Genomic DNA, 15,251 nt, shown 5'->3' on the forward strand with positions numbered 1-15,251 from the left:
AGGCATCGGCCCGCTTAGGACAGGCGCGAGGTCCCTACCCACAGATCTTGCGAAAATAGGAGCAAGCTATGCGAGCGTTGGTCTGGCACGGCAAGGAAGACATACGCTGCGATCAGGTTTCGGATCCGGAAATTGAGGATGAACGTGACGCGATCATCAAGGTGACGAGTTGTGCCATATGCGGCTCCGACCTTCACCTCTACCACAACTATGTGCCAGCCATGCTGCCCGGCGACATCATGGGCCACGAGATGATGGGAGAGGTCGTCGAGGTCGGCAAGGGCGTCAACGGCGCTCTGAAGGAGGGAGACCGCATCGTCGTGCCGTTCACCATAATCTGCGGTGAGTGCGACCAGTGCAAGCGACAGAACTTTTCGGTTTGCGAACGCACAAACCGCAAGAAGAATCTCGGTGACAAGGTGTTCGGGCACACCACCGCGGGTCTGTTCGGCTACACTCATTTGACCGGCGGCTATCCCGGGGGACAGGCGGAATACATGCGTGTGCCGTTTGCCGATGCCACGCACGTAAAGGTGCCTGACAGCCTTACCGACGAGCAGGTTCTCTTCCTCGGCGATATTTTTCCTACCGGCTGGCAGGCGGCGGCACAGTGCGACATTGAGCCTACCGATACGGTTGCGGTGTGGGGCTGCGGCCCAGTCGGGCAGATGGCCATACGCAGCGCCCTGCTGCTCGGCGCGAAACAGGTGGTGGCGATCGATTGCCTGCCGGAACGGCTTTCCATGGCCGCGGCCGGCGGCGCCATCGCCATCAATTTCGCCGAGGAAAGTGTCGTCGAACGACTGCGGGAACTCACCGGCGGAAAGGGCCCGGAGAAGTGCATCGATTGCGTCGGCATGGAAAGCCACGTCTCGCTGGCCCAGCCCGATACCGTGTACGATCGCGCAAAGCAGTTGATGCTGATGGAAAATGATCGACCGCACGTTTTGCGTGAGATGATCTATGTCTGCCGGCCGGCCGGCGTGATCTCGATCCCCGGCGTCTACAGCGGGCTGGTCGACAAGATTCCGATGGGACAGGCAATGAACAAGGGGCTCACCTTCCGAATGGGGCAGACCCATGTCAACCGTTGGACCGAGGATCTGTTGCGCCGCATCGAAGATGGCCAGATCGACCCATCCTTCGTCATCACCCATACCGTGGGGCTCGAGCAGGGACCCGAGATGTACAAGGTGTTTCGCGACAAGCAGGACAGCTGCATCAAGGTTGTATTGAAACCGTAGGGAAATCGTCATGAACGTGATTGCCAAACTTACCAACATCACCCGATCGCCTGGCGATCCCAAAGTGCTGAAGACTGGGCAGAGTGCGGTCGGGGCATCCGATGGCCTTGCCCGCAAGCTCGGCTGGTTCAGCATCGCGCTTGGCGTCGCCGAGCTGGTTGGCGCCGAGCGGATTGCCGGCGCGCTCGGCATGCGCGGCAAGGAAGATCTGATCCGCGCTTATGGGGCGCGGGAAATAAGCAGCGGCATACTCTCGCTTTCAGTGGACAAGCAAGCCGGGCTGTGGAGCCGGGTGGCCGGCGACGGCCTGGATATCGCGACATTGCTGACAGCGTATCGGCCTGGCAACCCAAAGCGCGATAATGTAGGCCTTGCGCTTGCCATGGTCGCCGGCATCACATTGCTCGACATCATCGCTGCGAAAAGCGTGACCGCGCGCCACTCTCGGAGCGGGACCAAGCCACGCGACTACAGCGATCGAAGCGGCTTTCCCGGAGGCACTGCCGCAGCCCGCGACCGTGCCCGCTCGCAGCGCAGCCAGGAGGCCGGCGCAGCCTGATAGAGATTGCCGAACCCCTGGCGCCATGGGACCTGGACAGGTGGCATCTCGTCAGGCCCTAACGCCAGAGGTGGTAGCTCTCGGCGAGCCGAGTTTGCTGGAACAGAGTGGACCGTCGCGCGGCCGTTCTCGCCGTCTCCTGGGTCACCGCCGCGCATGGGTTGTGTGGCCGGTGCGTTAAAGGCACGAAGCAAGCAGCGATCCGACCGGCGTCGAGCCTTCCATGTCTCTTGCCTTGGCAAGGTTCCGGCGATCCTCAGGCCGAGCCGCGTTCGGGAAGCTCGGTCTCTTCCGCCACCCCTTTCCGCAGGTCTCGGCGCAAGCGTTCCGCTTCGTCGGAATTATTATCGTCGTCTGTCCGCTCGAGTTCGCGATCGATTGTCTCGCGCGACCCCTCTGCCGGATCCTGTTGCGGAGATGTGTTCGGGCCGGTTTCGATCTTGCCGTCGCCGGGAACGGTGCGGTCGCGAGACTTCGTCATCTTCAGCTTCCCTTTCATCTGTCATCTGCCTCGGCATCTCCGATGGCATGAATTTTGGCCGCTTCCTGCCGAACCGGATCGTCGACGCTTTGTTCCGGGAAAGCCCCCGCAGGTTCGTGCTGGTCGGCCCGGGGCATTGGTCGATGCCCATGCCGGGAAGCATCCTATGCCAACGAGGTCGGCGGCAGCCTCATCGATGTCGTTATCAACATGTGGGCTGTTTCGGCCCGGACACGCGAGCACGCCAGGCTCGCGGCGAGTTTTCGAACCGAAGCAGATGCGCAACGTAACAACTGGATGTATACGGAAAAGGCTGCCTCATCCACATCGCGCTTCGGGAGGGCCGGCGGCATGCTCGCCTGGGCGGTCCGGCAGCTGGTAGCGAACTGGTCATAGGCCTTTGCAAAGCCGCGTCGATGAAGCGGGTGCGGTAGCGCTGGTCGGTGTAGCGTCGAGGCATCTGTCAATCGGAGACAAGCGCGACCACTTTTGGGACTTCACTGTTTTTTCCACCGGGACTCGACATCTCACTATCATAGTTGATTGTGGCTGCCGGTGACCCTGCGTAATGGATAGCCATTCCAACTCTCCAACAGGAAAACGGTATGTTGTATCCGGGTCGGTTTTTGGGGCCAAGCGAGATTGAGATGCTCGCCCAGGTTTGTCACACGGTCTGCAAAGAGCGCGCCCTACCTCTTGCTTCGCAGAACGGAGAGCGCATAGCTGCGCATATACTCAGGCTGTTTATGAACGGCTTGATTGAGCAGAATGAACTGCTCGATGCCGAGAGGAACTGGGCTCTTCGGCTTGACCGTTCGGTCCAGCAGACGATGTCACCTACGCGCACATGAGAGGCCGCGGGACCCAGTTTGGTTCTTACAGCCGAACACCCGCCGCTATCTGAGATATGTTGCGGGGTTTTCTTCGCCGCGGAGTGATCCGACACAGTGCGGAAATCATGGCAATCCTGTTCGCAGTGATTCTATTGATACGCGTAATCGCAGTCGCATTCTTGGTCGTCGGAAAGCCGCCAGGGCCAGTTGGGAACAAACCTGACGTTTAAGCGTTTGTAGAGCCCTTCCACCGGGCAACTCACCGAAATGCTTCTTGCCGTGCATGATGCGATGTCGACGGCCGTTTTGGCGGGCAGGAGCGCCAATGCGGAAATAGTAGGCGTGGTCGACCTCACCAACAAAGCTGAGGTCGACATCGGCATCACCAGCTTGGGAAGAGCCATCCAGTTCGTGGCCAACGCCTCGGTGCTTGGATACGACATTCGCGGCGCCATGGTCTTCTATGGCGCGCCCGGTACCCCGAGCCTAAGGGCGAGAGAGTGCGAGCGCTTGTGGGCGCAGTTTGGCGGCGCGCTTCTACAGCCGTAGCTCTATCAGGACGTTCGCCCCGCCCGTTCTTGGTATGAACGCGTACGGAACTGAGGCGCTACCCAGCCGCAGCGGGAATGGCTCAGTGGTAGCTCTAGCTGGCGACCGCACTAAGCAGCTTTTCGGTGATGGGCTTTGAGCGGCTGAGCCAGCGTGAGAACGTTCGGCCGCATATCTGCCGGTGCCTGCTTTCATGTGACTGGGCGGGGCTATTGGGGAGCCGTGTTGACCGCTGGCCCTTAGCCGAGGGAAGCACAGTACGGCAACCTCGCTCTTTGCTGGCTAACATCCTTCCGCTCTCAGGGACCGGACCATGCGCACAACAACAGGGTCATACGGTTTCTTTTCGGATTTCCGATAATTCATTGTGAAAAGCGCAGCACGCTGGTTGCAGACCATAATTGCACGGACGTAGCGAATCTCGCCATTCTTGACCCCGGAGTAGCTGGCCCATTTCGGGGCTAGGCGCCGATAGGTCAGTCGCCAACCGGCCTTTTCGTCCTCGATCATGCGATGTTCAATCTCGGCGCGAAAACTTGCTTTGCCCAGTCGCGCGCCCCAAACGACCAGAAACGCGTCTCTTGGGCCCTGAAAAGCCGCGCCCTGCTCCGAATTCTGGGTCAGGACGAAATTCGGAGGAATATCGAAACTAAAGCCAAGCTGTCGGACGCCGAAGGGCTGCCACGCCTCGGCCTGAAGCAACGTGGTCCAAAAGAGAAAAACTGTAAGTCCCAGCAGGAGGCGTCGCATTGCTCTGATTTAGCGCTGGCTAACATCGTGTCCAGACGGACAGAGGTCCGTGACATAAAAAATATGCTTCATGGCCGCGCAGCATATGGACGCGGGATTCGCGATTGACGGCGTGCGGTCGAAACGGCTTCCGTCCCACGAAAGGAGAGGACGCAGAGGGAATTGGTGCGTCGGTATGATCGATTGGCAGAAAATTGGCGAGGCCGAATGTCCAACGTTCATTGCCCGCAAAAATGGGCGCCGGCTTCCTCTTGTGCCTAGGGAAGAAGAGCCGAATTATTCCCTGGCGAAGACCCTGATCTACCTCAGACGGGGGCATGCCTCAGTAACTTCGCCGTGACCTGATCCCTTCGGGGAACAATCACATCGAGCTCCAGTTTGGCCTTCAAGCGAAAGCACTGATGGAGCATGCCATGAGATTTCCACACAGCACGACGGCCGCGGCCGCCGTTTTCATTGCCCTGACCTCCCCCGCACTCGCCCAGACAAGCGGAACACCATCACCCTCGACACCTGCACCCGCTCCGGCAACCGAACCGCCGACCGCCGGACAGTTGCCGGATGCGACCGGACAAGCGGATGCACCAACACGCGAAATGATCCGCCAGATGGTTGAGCAAGCTGTCCGGGAGAGAATGCAGCAGGATCGCGGTTCCGAAGAAGGTTTCCGCGAGGAAGATAGTCGCAACTATCAAGGCGATCGCAACGAGGGTGCTGACCGCCACGATGAAGATGGCGGCCGTTGGCAGAACCACGGTGGCCGCGATCGTGGACACAGAATGGCTGGACGCTGGCATCATCAGCTGATGCGCGGTGCCGGCATGCGACTGATGTTCGGGCTGTTGGACACCGATGGCGACGGATCGGTTTCCGAGGACGAGGTTCAACGCGCGGTGGGCAGGATGTTCAGTAGCATTGACGAGAATGGTGACGGCAAGATCGATGCGGACGAGATCCAGTCCTTCATGCATGGCTCCAGCATGCATGGCACTGATAGCGAGGACACGCCGTAGCTGCCTTCAAAGTGAATGCCCTCCCTCGGACAAAGCCGGCGAGCGCCTGGCGGTCGAATTCGAAGCGGTGTCTCTTGGCTGTTAGGCGCGGCGGCCCTAACAGCACCCTCCAGCCTTGCGCTATTCCCGCGGTCCCGGAGACGCCGGCCGTGACAAAAAAACGGCTGCGCAGTGCTGATCAAGGAACGATCGAAGCCGACCAACGCAGGGTCACTCGGGCGCCCGGTCCTCCAGCAGAACGAAGGATGCGGCGATCAAGTCGTCGCCATTGATACGTCCTTGGCTGTCCTCCAACATAGTTGCAACCTTGTGGAAGGCCATCATTTCACCCGCGTCAATCTGCGCTTCACGCATCTTGGCTGTGAGATCAGCCACGCGATTTCCTAACGAATGTGATTTTGCAGTCTCGCAATTCGACATGATTAGTCATCCTTTGCCTTGGGGTTTCACGCTGCCGAACGCAATGCTTCAGCGGATGTTCCGAATTTGGCCATCAGTCTTATGGGATAGGACTTGCGTCTGACGGCGGTTGGAAGAAGCCCGAACGGCGGAACACGCAGCCGGAAGCCGAATTGGAGACCGACCGTCGATCGAAGTCCCTTGTCGCCGGTTGAGATCCCGCCATCTTCACTGTCGAGAGGGTGGCGGGATCGCCTTCCGAGGAGCGAGCACATATGAGAGTAATAGGTATTCGCAGATGTACTCACGGCCATCCTGCTCGCTTCTTTTATCTGCGCATGTTCATTCTTTTCGGGAAACCCCATCTCTCCAACAACACGCAACAACCGCGTTGCTACCCACGATTGATGCGATGATAACTGCATCAACAAAGCAAAGCCTCTTCGCCTAAGGTGCGATTGCCGCGGGCTTTTCTACTGGAAGGTCGTCCAAACGCGCCCGGTGGTCAGCCATGGCGTTCAGCAGGAGCTAGATAGACTCATCGCGAAAATCCCGCAGCGAGGCATGTCGCAAGTCCTCCTCGCGGCGTGCGGAGACCGAGCGCGGAATCCGCCTGGTTCGTTGTAACAGGCATGCCAAGATGAGTTTCGGCGCCTGGACGCGGAAAAACCCGCCAGCGTGAGCCAGCGGGCCTTGTGATGGGATGGCCCGCGCGTGCGGTCAAGGCTGCGCGGGCCGACCATGATGAATGAGGGGACATCTTGGTCACCGGCACGACCGATGAAGAACGAGCCGGGTGTGACAAAACACCCTTGGAGCGAGGATGTTCCCGTCCGCACAAAAAAGCCCGCCGGCGTGAGCCGGCGGGCAGCCGCTATTTTGCCGTCAAGCGGACAGACCGCTTGCGGCCCACCCACTGCAGCATTTTTCCACTTTGAGCCGAAATCATTCTCAACTATGGTTCGCCAGGCTTAAGGCATGGGGGATTGCCGATGGTTTTATCACGCAGGGGTGTCGTGCTCGGCGGTCTGGCGCTGGTCGCGGTCGGTGGAACCAGCAATATTGTTCAAGCCGCGGGGGCAAAATCCTTTTTCGCCGGTACCGCCAGCGATAACGATTTCGTCTATCGCAAGACCAACTTCGCCAAGATCGACAAGAGATGGCATCGCCAGATCGTCAAGTATTTCAGCAGCGAGCCGGTCGGCACCGTCGTGGTCGATACCCGCCACCACTTCCTCTACCTCATCATGGAAAATAAGACTGCCATCCGCTACGGCGTCGGCGTCGGCAAGGAAGGCTTCAAATGGTACGGCCGCGCGACGATCGATCGCCGCGCGCTGTGGCCGCAATGGGTCCCGCCCCCCGAAATGCGCGAGCGCAAGCCGGACCTGCCGCCCATGATCGCGGGCGGCGCGTCCAACAATCCGCTCGGGCCGCGAGCGCTCTATCTGTACCGCGACGGCGCCGACATCGGCTACCGCTTGCATGGCACGCTGGAGCCATGGAGCATCGGCACCGACGCTTCCAGCGGCTGCATCCGCATGTTCCCCGAAGACATCATCGACCTCTACCAGCGGTGCCCGATCGGCACCGCGGTGGAGGTCCTGCCGCACATCGCCGACCAGGCGCCCGCTTCCACCACTGTCGAATGATTGGCGCATCATGAACCGCATGATTGAAAACACGCGCCGGCTGCTCGCCGCCGGCCTGCTGGTTGTGGCCACATCCTGCTCGACCAGCAACACGCTGGCCCCGTCGACGCCCGACGTCACCAACGCCGAGATTGCCGGCTTCCAGAACGTGCAGCCGGGCAGCGAGGAGGATTTTATCCTCAATGTCGGCCGCCGCACCTACTTCACGAAAGGTTCGGCCGCGCTCGATTCTGTCGCCAAGGCCACCCTCGACACCCAGATCGCCTGGTTGACAAAGCATCCGCGCTGGCTGCTCAAGCTGCAGGGTTTCGCCGACGATCCCGGCGCAAGCGAAACGGCGCTGTCACAGCAGCGCGCCGATGCGGTGATGGACTACCTCGCCGCCGGCGGCATAGACCGGAACCGCATGTGGGCCAAGGGCTACGGCAAGGACAGGCTGGTCCGCGACTGCCCCGACTCCGCCTGCAGGTCGCAGAACCGCCGCGTTGTGTCTAATTTGCGCGATGAGAGGGACGAGTCGTAGAGGCTGCTGTTTTGCTGGTCGCCAAATCAGTCTCACAACGCGACGGCGGCATGGCTGCAATGCGCCTATCGGGGACATTCACCCAGCGTTTGCCCCTCCCCGAAAGCTGACGCTCCGGTTGAACCCGGAATGAAGTCAGCTTCCCGTCTACCAACCTCCGGTTCAGGGTCTGGTGGGAGGCTTCGGCATCCGCCTCGACCAGTTTGCGGACGTGGCGGTTGTCCGCGATCCTGATCGGCATGAGCCTCGCCACATGTCGGTGTGCTACGGGGAGTGGGCGCCGTGGAGCTGGCAGGTACGCTCGCTCAAAGCATCGGCCGTCCGCCGGTGACCTCGTAGAGTGCGCCGGTGGTGTAGCTCGATCCTTCCGAGGCAAGCAGCACATAGGTCGCTGCAAGCTCTGCCGGTTGCCCGGGACGCTTGAGCGGCGTGTTCTTGCCGAACTCCTTGACCTTCTCAGAGGGCATTGTCGACGGGATCAGCGGCGTCCAAATCGGCCCGGGAGCGACCGCGTTTACCCGAATGCCGCGTTCAGCTACCAGTCCTGCTAGTCCGGCGGTGAAGTTGGCGATCGCTCCTTTGGTAGTGGCGTAGGCAAGCAGTGCCGGCGATGGACTGGTCGCGTTGATCGAGGATGTGTTGATGATGGTCGAGCCGGGTTCCATGTGCTTCACTGCTTCCTGGGACAGATAGAACATCGCATAGACATTGGTGCGAAAGGTGAGATCCCATTCCTCCGCGCTGATGTCCTCCAGCTTCTCGAACGACGCCTGGTGGGCTGCATTGTTGACGAGGATGTCCAGGCGCCCGCATTCATCGATAGCTCGCTGCACAAGCGACCGCGCGAAGATTTCGTCCGAGATGTCGCCGCGTGCGAGCACCGCCTTGCGCCCCGCTTCCTCGACCAAGCGCGCCGTCTCCTGCGCATCTTCGTCCTCTTCAAGGTAGGAGATGATGACGTCGGCGCCTTCGCGTGCAAACGCGATAGCCACCGCCCGGCCGATGCCCGAGTCCGCGCCGGTGATCAGCGCGACGCGGTCCGTCAGCTTACCGCTGCCGCGATAGCTCTCCTCTCCGTGGTCGGGCCGTGGATCCATCTCGTCGGTGTAGCCGGGCATGTCCTGCTGCTGTTCGGGAAGCGGCGGCTGAGGATATTTCTGCTGGGCATCCTGCATGTCAGGTCCTTTTTTAGCTGGAGTTGCGGTTGTGTCGATCCGGTTCCGTGATCGGTCCCTTGGCGGCTTTCGAGCCACCGCCCCATTCCTCGGCCTTGCACGCTTGGTCGCCGCCCATGAGGTCCGGCGAACTGCGATTTGCGGTGCCGCTGTCGGTCTTGTTCAACTCGTGCTCCTTCTTGCGTGTGGTCAGTCTTTGTCGCCGGCGGTAATCATCGACCTCAGCGGCTCTTGCGCCACATTCGCCTCGATTTCCGCGCGTCCGGGGGTATCCGGTAGCGCCTTGCGGAAATTTCTCGCATAATCCGGTGGCATCTTCGGTGGCATCATCGGTTCGTACGGATCGACCACGGCCTCGATGACCACCGGACCCTCAGCAGCCAGGGCAGCGTCGAGAACGCCTTCCACCTCCTCGGCGCGAGAGACGCTGTAGCCGATGCCGCCCATGGCTTCGGCGGCCATGGCGAAGTCGATGGGCTGGAGTTCGCAGGCGAATTGCGGGTTACCGAGGAACATCATCTGCTCCCAGGCGATCTGATTGAGCATGCCGTTCTTGAGCACGAGCACCTTGAGTGGGACCCGGTACCGAACTGCCGTCGAGAACTCGCCGAGTTGCATCGCGAGACCGCCGTCGCCGACGACCGCGAAGACCGGCCGGCCGGGAAAGGCCAGGCCCGCGGCGATCGCATAGGGCAGTCCGCATGCCATCGAGGCCAGCGCGCCCGAGACGCCGAAGGCCTGCCCGTCACGCAGCTCGATATGGCGGGCCGCCATCTCGGTGTTCTGGCCGGAATCGGCAACCAGGATCGCATCATCGGGCAATCGTTTCCCAAATGCGCGTGTAACCACCTGGGGCTTGAGCGAAGTGGCGGCCTTTTGCTCCGACTGCGCCATCATCTCGCGCCAGCGTCGCATGCCCGCCTGCGCCTTCTCGAGGAAGCTGCGATCATCCTTGCGCTTCAGGCGCCTGTTCAGCAATCGCAGCGTCACGGCGGCATCGCCGGCAAGGCCGGCCTCAACGGGATAGCGCAGGCCGATGCGCTGCGGGTCGCGCTCGATCTGCACCCCGCGCGCCTGTCCCGGCTTCGGGTAGTATTCGATGTAGGGAAAGGTCGAGCCGACGACGAGCAGCGCGTCACATTCCTCCATGATTTCCTGCGACGGCAGCGTGCCGAGAATTCCGATGCCGCCAGTCGTCAGCGGGTGATCGTCGGGCAAGGCAGCCTTACCGAGCAAGGCCTTTGCGACGGGGGCACCAACCAGCTCCGCCGTCTCTTCCAACTCGTGCCTGGCACCAAGCGCGCCCCGACCGGCGAGGATCGCGACCTTCGTCGCGCCGTTCAGGATCTCGGCGGCTTTCGCAAGTTGTTCTTCGTCGGGAAGCCTACTTCCTTCGAACCAACGATCCGGCGTATGCGACGGTTTGTTGCGCTTCGAGCGCTTGGCCTGGTCGAGCGTGTGCTCCTGCACATCGCTGGCGATCGACAGATGCGCAACACCGCGACTTGCCAGCGCCGACCTGCAGGCGAGACCGGCCAGGCTTTCCATATGCGCCGCGTCGGAGACCTGCGCGTTGAAGACGGCGACATCGCTGAAGACGCGCGTCAAGTCGACATCCTGCTGGGTGAAGGTCTCGATGAGGTCGTGGAACTGCATGCCGGTAATGGCGAGCACCGGCGCTTGGTCGAGCTTGGCATCGTAGAGTCCCGTCAGGAGGTGTGTGCCGCCAGGGCCGGAAGTTGCGAGGCAGACACCGAGCTTGCCTGTCCATTTTGAGTAGGCGCACGCCATGAACGCCGCGGATTCCTCGTGCCGCACCTGAATGAAGCGGATACGGTCCTGCCGCCTGCGCAGCGCCTCCATGATGCCATTGATGCCGTCGCCCGGCAGGCCAAAGATGATATCGACGTTCCAGTCGATCAGCGTCTCGATGAGGATGTCCGCGGCGGTCGGCATGTCTCAGTCCTACCGCGATGCGGATCCCGCCGCCTGGCTGCTCTTGTTCGCGGTCTTGTCAGTCTTACGCTGGTCCTTGTCGCCGCCGCGATTGCCGCCAAGCAAGTCGTCGGAAGACTGAGCGGTCTTGCCGTCTTCCAAATTAGTGGCCATGCGCAAAGCTCCCTTCATCCGGCCTGCCTAACCAGAAAGTCGGTGAGATGTTCCGTGCCCGAAGGCAAGGCCGCCTATTCAGGTGCCGAAGGCAAAGGTCTCAGTACCACCCGATGAGGCGCTGTTCGGCAGTCAGCGGCTGAACAGGCGAGGCGCGATCGAACAGACGAAGGCATCGAACTGCTGCGAGGCCGAGGATTGCATGTAGTGGCCGAGGCTGTCTGATCGCCAAAAGCTCTCGCGGCAGAGCTGGCCGATGTTCAGGTCGCGTCTCCGCAGGTCCCTATAGCCAGAGCGCAACGCCGCCCGGACCGTCCCCATAGGCGAACTCCTCGCACCCCTCGTCGACGATTTCTCGCGCGGGATTCCGCCTCAGTGGCGAAAGGACTCGTTCGTCGCGCACACCGCGGCGGGCGATGTGCGCCTCGACCATGCGGTGCCTGGCGTGCCGGTAGTCTGGCATGGCTCCTCGATAGCCTTAAAGACGACAGGCTTAGTCGTCCTGCCTGCGCTTGTGGTGCTCGCTCTCCTGGTCTTCGCCGCGGATCATCTGGCGATCGTCCTTGTCGGTCAATTCCACGCCCTCGTCGCGCAGATTGGCGCCGCCTTGCCGCGCCTCGCGCTCCTGCTTGGTTCTCTTCAGCTCATCCTCGGCATTGAAATCGTCGCCGGCATTGCTGGTGTTCTCGCGCTTTTCGATGATGCGCAGCTGCTGCTCGTGGGTCTTCCGGCCGGCCATGGCAAGGTGCCTCCTACTTGTTCGTGCGTCCGGTCTGGTCAGGGTTGATGCCGCCCTGAGGCGTGACGTCGTTCTCGACATCGCCTTCGAACGTATTGTCCCCATCGAGAGCATCGTTCTCGTCGAGCATATCGCCGCCCTTGACCGCGCCCTTCGAGGTGCCGATTCCCGGGTTGTCTCGCAGATCCTTGTCCGTGGGCTGTTTAGTCTTGGGGTGTTGGTTGGTCATGGAATTTCCCAGCGCTGGTTGAGCTTGGACGAAAGACGGTCCTGGCGCTGTCCAACTTCAACGTGGAGAAAATGTTCCGGTGTCAGGTTCGGTGCGCGTAAGCGGCCAGGCGGCCGCCGTCTCGGCTAGCGAAACTCCAGGCATGCCACATTACATTCCATTCCGAGGCGAATTAGCGGGCTAAAGTGAAAATCGAGACGGTCGAAAGCTTGCAAGGAGTGGGTGCTCTGTTCCGGTGGCGATCTCGGTTGCAAGCAGTTCGCCGGCAATCAAGCCAAGTGTTGCGCCGCTGTGGCTGAAGGCGACGTAATACCCCTCGATCTCCCGCAACTGGCCGAAGACCGGCTCGCCGTCTCCGGGGATTGGCTTGGGCCCGACACCGTAGCTCTCCAATTCCAATTTCGGATGACCGTCGAGAACATTCGACGCTTCGTCGAGAAGCCCCTGGATGGTCGATGCTTTTACGCGATAAGTCCCGTCCGGATTGACTACCACCTCTTCTTCCGACCAGGCAGAATCGAGCGCGAGGGCGCCATCAGGCGTCGGCCGGATGGCGACGCGCGGCGTGTTGAGCACGGCGCGTAGCGGCAAGTCGACTGGCTTGGTCCTGACCAGCAGCGCGATTGGTGTCCCATCGGCAATACGCTGACCGGCCACGGCGACCATTCGCGGCACATCCGCACCGGTCGCCAGAAGCACCGCGTTGGCGGCGAAGCTGATCCCGCTGGTGGTGGTGACGCCGGTGGCGCGGCCGTTGGCGACGGTGACGGTAGCGCGTCCGGCCTCGGTGACCACCTGGCCGCCCCGCTCCACGAATTCCGCGATCAATATTTCGATCAGCGACGGCAGGTCGACCCAGCCCTCGCCCGGGTTGAAGATCGCGCCTTGAGGCGTGACAGCGCTTGCGCAGACACCCGGCGCGACCAACCTTATGGCGTCCGCGGACAGATGCTGCGCATCATAGCCGAGACGTTTTTCGTGAGCGAAGACATCGGCGATCTCGTTTGAGGCATCGTCCGCATCCCACGTCAGGCCACCGTCGAAACGCAGCCAGGCGGCATCCGGGCATCGCGCCGACAAACTGCGGTAGCGGTCGATACCGATCATGCGCAGGCGATGATATTCAGCCGAGCGCCTGCGCGCCGAATTGATCCAGGCGAGCGAGCGGCCGGAAGCTCCCTTGGCGAGCGGTCCATCATTGACCAGCACGGTCTCGATGCCGAGCCTTGCAAGATGAACGGCCGAGGAGACGCCAAAAATGCCGCCGCCGACAACAACGACCTTGGAAACCTGATGTGATGCAGCCATGAGATATCTTTCACTGGTGGAGGTTGGTTTGGGCGGCCGTCTTGAAGGGCTCATGCGTGATCAAAGCACTTCGGCAAGGAAGTGCTTCAGACGTGGGCTTTTCGGCGTGTCGAAAATCGCTGCAGGCGTGCCGGCCTCGATGATGCGGCCTTCATCCATGAAGACGACCTGATCGGCGACCTTGCGGGCGAAGCCCATTTCATGTGTCACCACGACCATTGTCATGCCGCGCCGGCCGAGATCCGCCATGAGGTTGAGCACGCCCTTCACCAGTTCGGGATCGAGTGCGCTTGTTACCTCATCGAACAAGATGACCTCCGGGTCCATCGCCAATGCACGAGCGATTGCCACACGCTGCTGCTGGCCACCGGAAAGGCTCCCTGGACGATGGTGTTTGCGGGTCGCAAGCCCGACGTCGGCAAGGCGCGCCTCGGCGATGCGCTCAGCTTCCTGTACAGGGAGCCCCTTTACCTTGGTCAGCGACAGCATGACGTTTTCGAGCGCGGTGTGGTCGGGAAACAGATTGAACTGCTGGAAAACCATGCCGACACGCCGGCGCAGTTTTTCAGACTTCATCGCCAGGATGCTCGCACCATCGAGCAACACCTCACCGCCCTTGGGCTCGACCAGGCGGTTGAGGCAGCGCAGCAGGGTCGACTTGCCCGAACCTGATGGGCCAATCACGCATGTGACCGTGCCAGGCTTGACTGCCAGGCTGACGCCTTTGAGAACATCGAGGTCGCCATAGGCCATGTCGAGACCGGTGATGGCGAGACTGCCGCCCTTGAAGCGGGGCAGCGCTGAGCCGGCATCAGAGCCGGCCTCCGAAGGTGCACTGCCGGTGGCGCCCTCCAGTTCGCTCACTTCGGCCAGGCCGCTGATGACGAGGCCGGCCTTTTGCTTTCCGACCCGCAGCGAGTTGTCGATGTAGTTGACCACATGGGTCAACGGCACGGTGATGACGAGATAGAACACGCCGGCCAGAAGCAATGGCGAGAGGTTTCCGGTGACCACTGCCTGGTCCTGACCGACACGGAAGATCTCGCGCTCCGAGGCGAGCAGACCGAGGAAGTAGACAAGGCTTGAATCCTTGACGTTGCCGATGAACTGGTTGACGAGGGCCGGCAAGACGCGGCGGATGCCTTGCGGGATCACGATCAGGCGCATGCCTTGGCCGTAGCTCATGCTGAGCGCCCTGCAGGCCTCCATCTGCCCGCGCTCGACGCTCTGGATGCCCGAGCGGAAGATTTCGCCGATATAGGCGCCGGCGATCAGGCTCAGCGCAAGAATGCCGAGCGGAAAGGGCGAAGGGCCGAAGATTTCACGGCCGATGCGGGCAAAGCCCTGGCCTATCAGCAGGATGGTGACGATCGCCGGCAGCCCACGGAATATATCCGTGTAGACCCGCGCCGGAATGCGCAGCCAGCGCGATTGCGAGATGCCCATGACCGCCAGGATCATGCCAAGAATGACACCCAGCACCGTCGACGCGGCGGCGAGGATCAACGTGTTCTTCAATCCGATGGTGATCATGCTGGGCAGCACGTCCGCCATGGCCTGCCAGTCGAGGAAACTGCGCCGCAGGTTTTCGAGCCAGTTCATTCGCCCCCCTTTCGGTTGCGCTATTCACATCGTCCGCATCAAGGACGGCGGCGTAATCCGGCCGCCGGCATGAGAGCCAGCGGCCG

The 15,251-nt window shown here is 61.4% G+C and carries 18 protein-coding genes; 6 read left to right on the plus strand and 12 right to left on the minus strand.

Annotation, left to right across the window (positions count from 1 at the left end; all coding sequences use genetic code 11):
- Positions 1 to 68 precede the first annotated feature (68 nt).
- Positions 69 to 1,244 (plus strand): zinc-dependent alcohol dehydrogenase, encoded by a 1,176-nt coding sequence (locus NKJ18_RS17655; protein WP_023682758.1) that lies wholly within the window; start codon positions 69 to 71, stop codon positions 1,242 to 1,244.
- Between the two features lie 10 nt (positions 1,245 to 1,254).
- A complete protein-coding gene (locus NKJ18_RS17660; protein WP_023667774.1) occupies positions 1,255 to 1,803 on the plus strand; it encodes a hypothetical protein in 549 nt (182 codons plus the stop codon).
- 256 nt (positions 1,804 to 2,059) lie between these two features.
- Here NKJ18_RS17660 and NKJ18_RS17665 read toward each other — a convergent pair whose 3' ends face one another.
- A complete protein-coding gene (locus NKJ18_RS17665) occupies positions 2,060 to 2,284 on the minus strand; it encodes a hypothetical protein (RefSeq protein WP_155922421.1) in 225 nt (74 codons plus the stop codon).
- A gap of 1,124 nt (positions 2,285 to 3,408) precedes the next feature.
- On the opposite strand from NKJ18_RS17665, the gene NKJ18_RS17670 reads away from it, so the two are divergent.
- Positions 3,409 to 3,666 (plus strand): hypothetical protein, encoded by a 258-nt coding sequence (locus tag NKJ18_RS17670; protein ID WP_245260390.1) that lies wholly within the window; start codon positions 3,409 to 3,411, stop codon positions 3,664 to 3,666.
- Between the two features lie 282 nt (positions 3,667 to 3,948).
- Here the strand turns inward: NKJ18_RS17670 and NKJ18_RS17675 are convergent, their stop codons facing one another.
- Entirely contained in the window at positions 3,949 to 4,416 is a 468-nt protein-coding gene (locus NKJ18_RS17675) for a hypothetical protein (RefSeq protein ID WP_023667769.1), read from the minus strand.
- Between the two features lie 413 nt (positions 4,417 to 4,829).
- On the opposite strand from NKJ18_RS17675, the gene NKJ18_RS17680 reads away from it, so the two are divergent.
- Entirely contained in the window at positions 4,830 to 5,429 is a 600-nt protein-coding gene (locus NKJ18_RS17680) for an EF-hand domain-containing protein (RefSeq protein WP_352759015.1), read from the plus strand.
- 210 nt (positions 5,430 to 5,639) lie between these two features.
- On the opposite strand, the gene NKJ18_RS17685 is transcribed toward NKJ18_RS17680, so the two are convergent.
- Positions 5,640 to 5,804 carry a hypothetical protein gene (locus NKJ18_RS17685; RefSeq protein ID WP_023667766.1) on the minus strand — a complete coding sequence of 55 codons (165 nt, stop codon included), beginning with the start codon at positions 5,802 to 5,804 and terminating at the stop codon, positions 5,640 to 5,642.
- A gap of 1,016 nt (positions 5,805 to 6,820) precedes the next feature.
- On the opposite strand from NKJ18_RS17685, the gene NKJ18_RS17690 reads away from it, so the two are divergent.
- Positions 6,821 to 7,480 carry a L,D-transpeptidase gene (locus NKJ18_RS17690; RefSeq protein ID WP_023682764.1) on the plus strand — a complete coding sequence of 220 codons (660 nt, stop codon included), beginning with the start codon at positions 6,821 to 6,823 and terminating at the stop codon, positions 7,478 to 7,480.
- 10 nt (positions 7,481 to 7,490) lie between these two features.
- The gene (locus NKJ18_RS17695) at positions 7,491 to 8,003 is read left to right on the plus strand and encodes an OmpA family protein (protein WP_023667764.1); all 513 of its coding nucleotides are present in this window, start codon (positions 7,491 to 7,493) and stop codon (positions 8,001 to 8,003) included.
- 305 nt (positions 8,004 to 8,308) lie between these two features.
- Here the strand turns inward: NKJ18_RS17695 and NKJ18_RS17700 are convergent, their stop codons facing one another.
- From NKJ18_RS17700 to NKJ18_RS17740, 9 genes are all read right to left on the minus strand, one after another.
- Positions 8,309 to 9,178 carry an SDR family oxidoreductase gene (locus tag NKJ18_RS17700; RefSeq protein ID WP_023707232.1) on the minus strand — a complete coding sequence of 290 codons (870 nt, stop codon included), beginning with the start codon at positions 9,176 to 9,178 and terminating at the stop codon, positions 8,309 to 8,311.
- Between the two features lie 13 nt (positions 9,179 to 9,191).
- Positions 9,192 to 9,344, minus strand: coding sequence for a hypothetical protein (locus tag NKJ18_RS17705; protein WP_352759018.1), 153 nt, complete (start codon positions 9,342 to 9,344; stop codon positions 9,192 to 9,194).
- A 23-nt stretch (positions 9,345 to 9,367) separates the two neighbouring features.
- The gene (locus NKJ18_RS17710) at positions 9,368 to 11,134 is read right to left on the minus strand and encodes a thiamine pyrophosphate-dependent enzyme (protein ID WP_352462136.1); all 1,767 of its coding nucleotides are present in this window, start codon (positions 11,132 to 11,134) and stop codon (positions 9,368 to 9,370) included.
- A 9-nt stretch (positions 11,135 to 11,143) separates the two neighbouring features.
- A complete protein-coding gene (locus NKJ18_RS17715) occupies positions 11,144 to 11,287 on the minus strand; it encodes a hypothetical protein (protein WP_023818614.1) in 144 nt (47 codons plus the stop codon).
- A gap of 132 nt (positions 11,288 to 11,419) precedes the next feature.
- Positions 11,420 to 11,608 carry a hypothetical protein gene (locus NKJ18_RS17720; protein ID WP_023707234.1) on the minus strand — a complete coding sequence of 63 codons (189 nt, stop codon included), beginning with the start codon at positions 11,606 to 11,608 and terminating at the stop codon, positions 11,420 to 11,422.
- 172 nt (positions 11,609 to 11,780) lie between these two features.
- Positions 11,781 to 12,026, minus strand: a complete 246-nt coding sequence (locus tag NKJ18_RS17725; protein ID WP_352759020.1) for a hypothetical protein — start codon at positions 12,024 to 12,026, stop codon at positions 11,781 to 11,783.
- A 13-nt stretch (positions 12,027 to 12,039) separates the two neighbouring features.
- Positions 12,040 to 12,255 (minus strand): hypothetical protein, encoded by a 216-nt coding sequence (locus tag NKJ18_RS17730; protein ID WP_023667757.1) that lies wholly within the window; start codon positions 12,253 to 12,255, stop codon positions 12,040 to 12,042.
- A gap of 180 nt (positions 12,256 to 12,435) precedes the next feature.
- Positions 12,436 to 13,563 (minus strand): NAD(P)/FAD-dependent oxidoreductase, encoded by a 1,128-nt coding sequence (locus NKJ18_RS17735; RefSeq protein WP_023710086.1) that lies wholly within the window; start codon positions 13,561 to 13,563, stop codon positions 12,436 to 12,438.
- A gap of 60 nt (positions 13,564 to 13,623) precedes the next feature.
- Entirely contained in the window at positions 13,624 to 15,165 is a 1,542-nt protein-coding gene (locus NKJ18_RS17740) for an amino acid ABC transporter permease/ATP-binding protein (RefSeq protein ID WP_352759023.1), read from the minus strand.
- Positions 15,166 to 15,251 lie beyond the last annotated feature (86 nt).

This window comes from Mesorhizobium sp. M0217 (assembly GCF_040321955.1).
GTDB lineage: Bacteria > Pseudomonadota > Alphaproteobacteria > Rhizobiales > Rhizobiaceae > Mesorhizobium.

Bases quoted from the DNA above. Each gene is read 5' to 3' on its own strand.
- NKJ18_RS17665 (WP_155922421.1), bottom strand. From the start codon at position 2,284: ATGACGAAGTCTCGCGACCGCACCGTTCCCGGCGACGGCAAGATCGAA.
- NKJ18_RS17740 (WP_352759023.1), bottom strand. From the start codon at position 15,165: ATGAACTGGCTCGAAAACCTGCGGCGCAGTTTCCTCGACTGGCAGGCC.
- NKJ18_RS17710 (WP_352462136.1), bottom strand. From the start codon at position 11,134: ATGCCGACCGCCGCGGACATCCTCATCGAGACGCTGATCGACTGGAAC.
- NKJ18_RS17675 (WP_023667769.1), bottom strand. From the start codon at position 4,416: ATGCGACGCCTCCTGCTGGGACTTACAGTTTTTCTCTTTTGGACCACG.
- NKJ18_RS17725 (WP_352759020.1), bottom strand. From the start codon at position 12,026: ATGGCCGGCCGGAAGACCCACGAGCAGCAGCTGCGCATCATCGAAAAG.
- NKJ18_RS17730 (WP_023667757.1), bottom strand. From the start codon at position 12,255: ATGACCAACCAACACCCCAAGACTAAACAGCCCACGGACAAGGATCTG.
- NKJ18_RS17655 (WP_023682758.1), top strand. From the start codon at position 69: ATGCGAGCGTTGGTCTGGCACGGCAAGGAAGACATACGCTGCGATCAG.
- NKJ18_RS17735 (WP_023710086.1), bottom strand. From the start codon at position 13,563: ATGGCTGCATCACATCAGGTTTCCAAGGTCGTTGTTGTCGGCGGCGGC.
- NKJ18_RS17695 (WP_023667764.1), top strand. From the start codon at position 7,491: ATGAACCGCATGATTGAAAACACGCGCCGGCTGCTCGCCGCCGGCCTG.
- NKJ18_RS17680 (WP_352759015.1), top strand. From the start codon at position 4,830: ATGAGATTTCCACACAGCACGACGGCCGCGGCCGCCGTTTTCATTGCC.
- NKJ18_RS17700 (WP_023707232.1), bottom strand. From the start codon at position 9,178: ATGCAGGATGCCCAGCAGAAATATCCTCAGCCGCCGCTTCCCGAACAG.
- NKJ18_RS17670 (WP_245260390.1), top strand. From the start codon at position 3,409: ATGTCGACGGCCGTTTTGGCGGGCAGGAGCGCCAATGCGGAAATAGTA.
- NKJ18_RS17720 (WP_023707234.1), bottom strand. From the start codon at position 11,608: ATGGGGACGGTCCGGGCGGCGTTGCGCTCTGGCTATAGGGACCTGCGG.
- NKJ18_RS17690 (WP_023682764.1), top strand. From the start codon at position 6,821: ATGGTTTTATCACGCAGGGGTGTCGTGCTCGGCGGTCTGGCGCTGGTC.
- NKJ18_RS17660 (WP_023667774.1), top strand. From the start codon at position 1,255: ATGAACGTGATTGCCAAACTTACCAACATCACCCGATCGCCTGGCGAT.
- NKJ18_RS17715 (WP_023818614.1), bottom strand. From the start codon at position 11,287: ATGGCCACTAATTTGGAAGACGGCAAGACCGCTCAGTCTTCCGACGAC.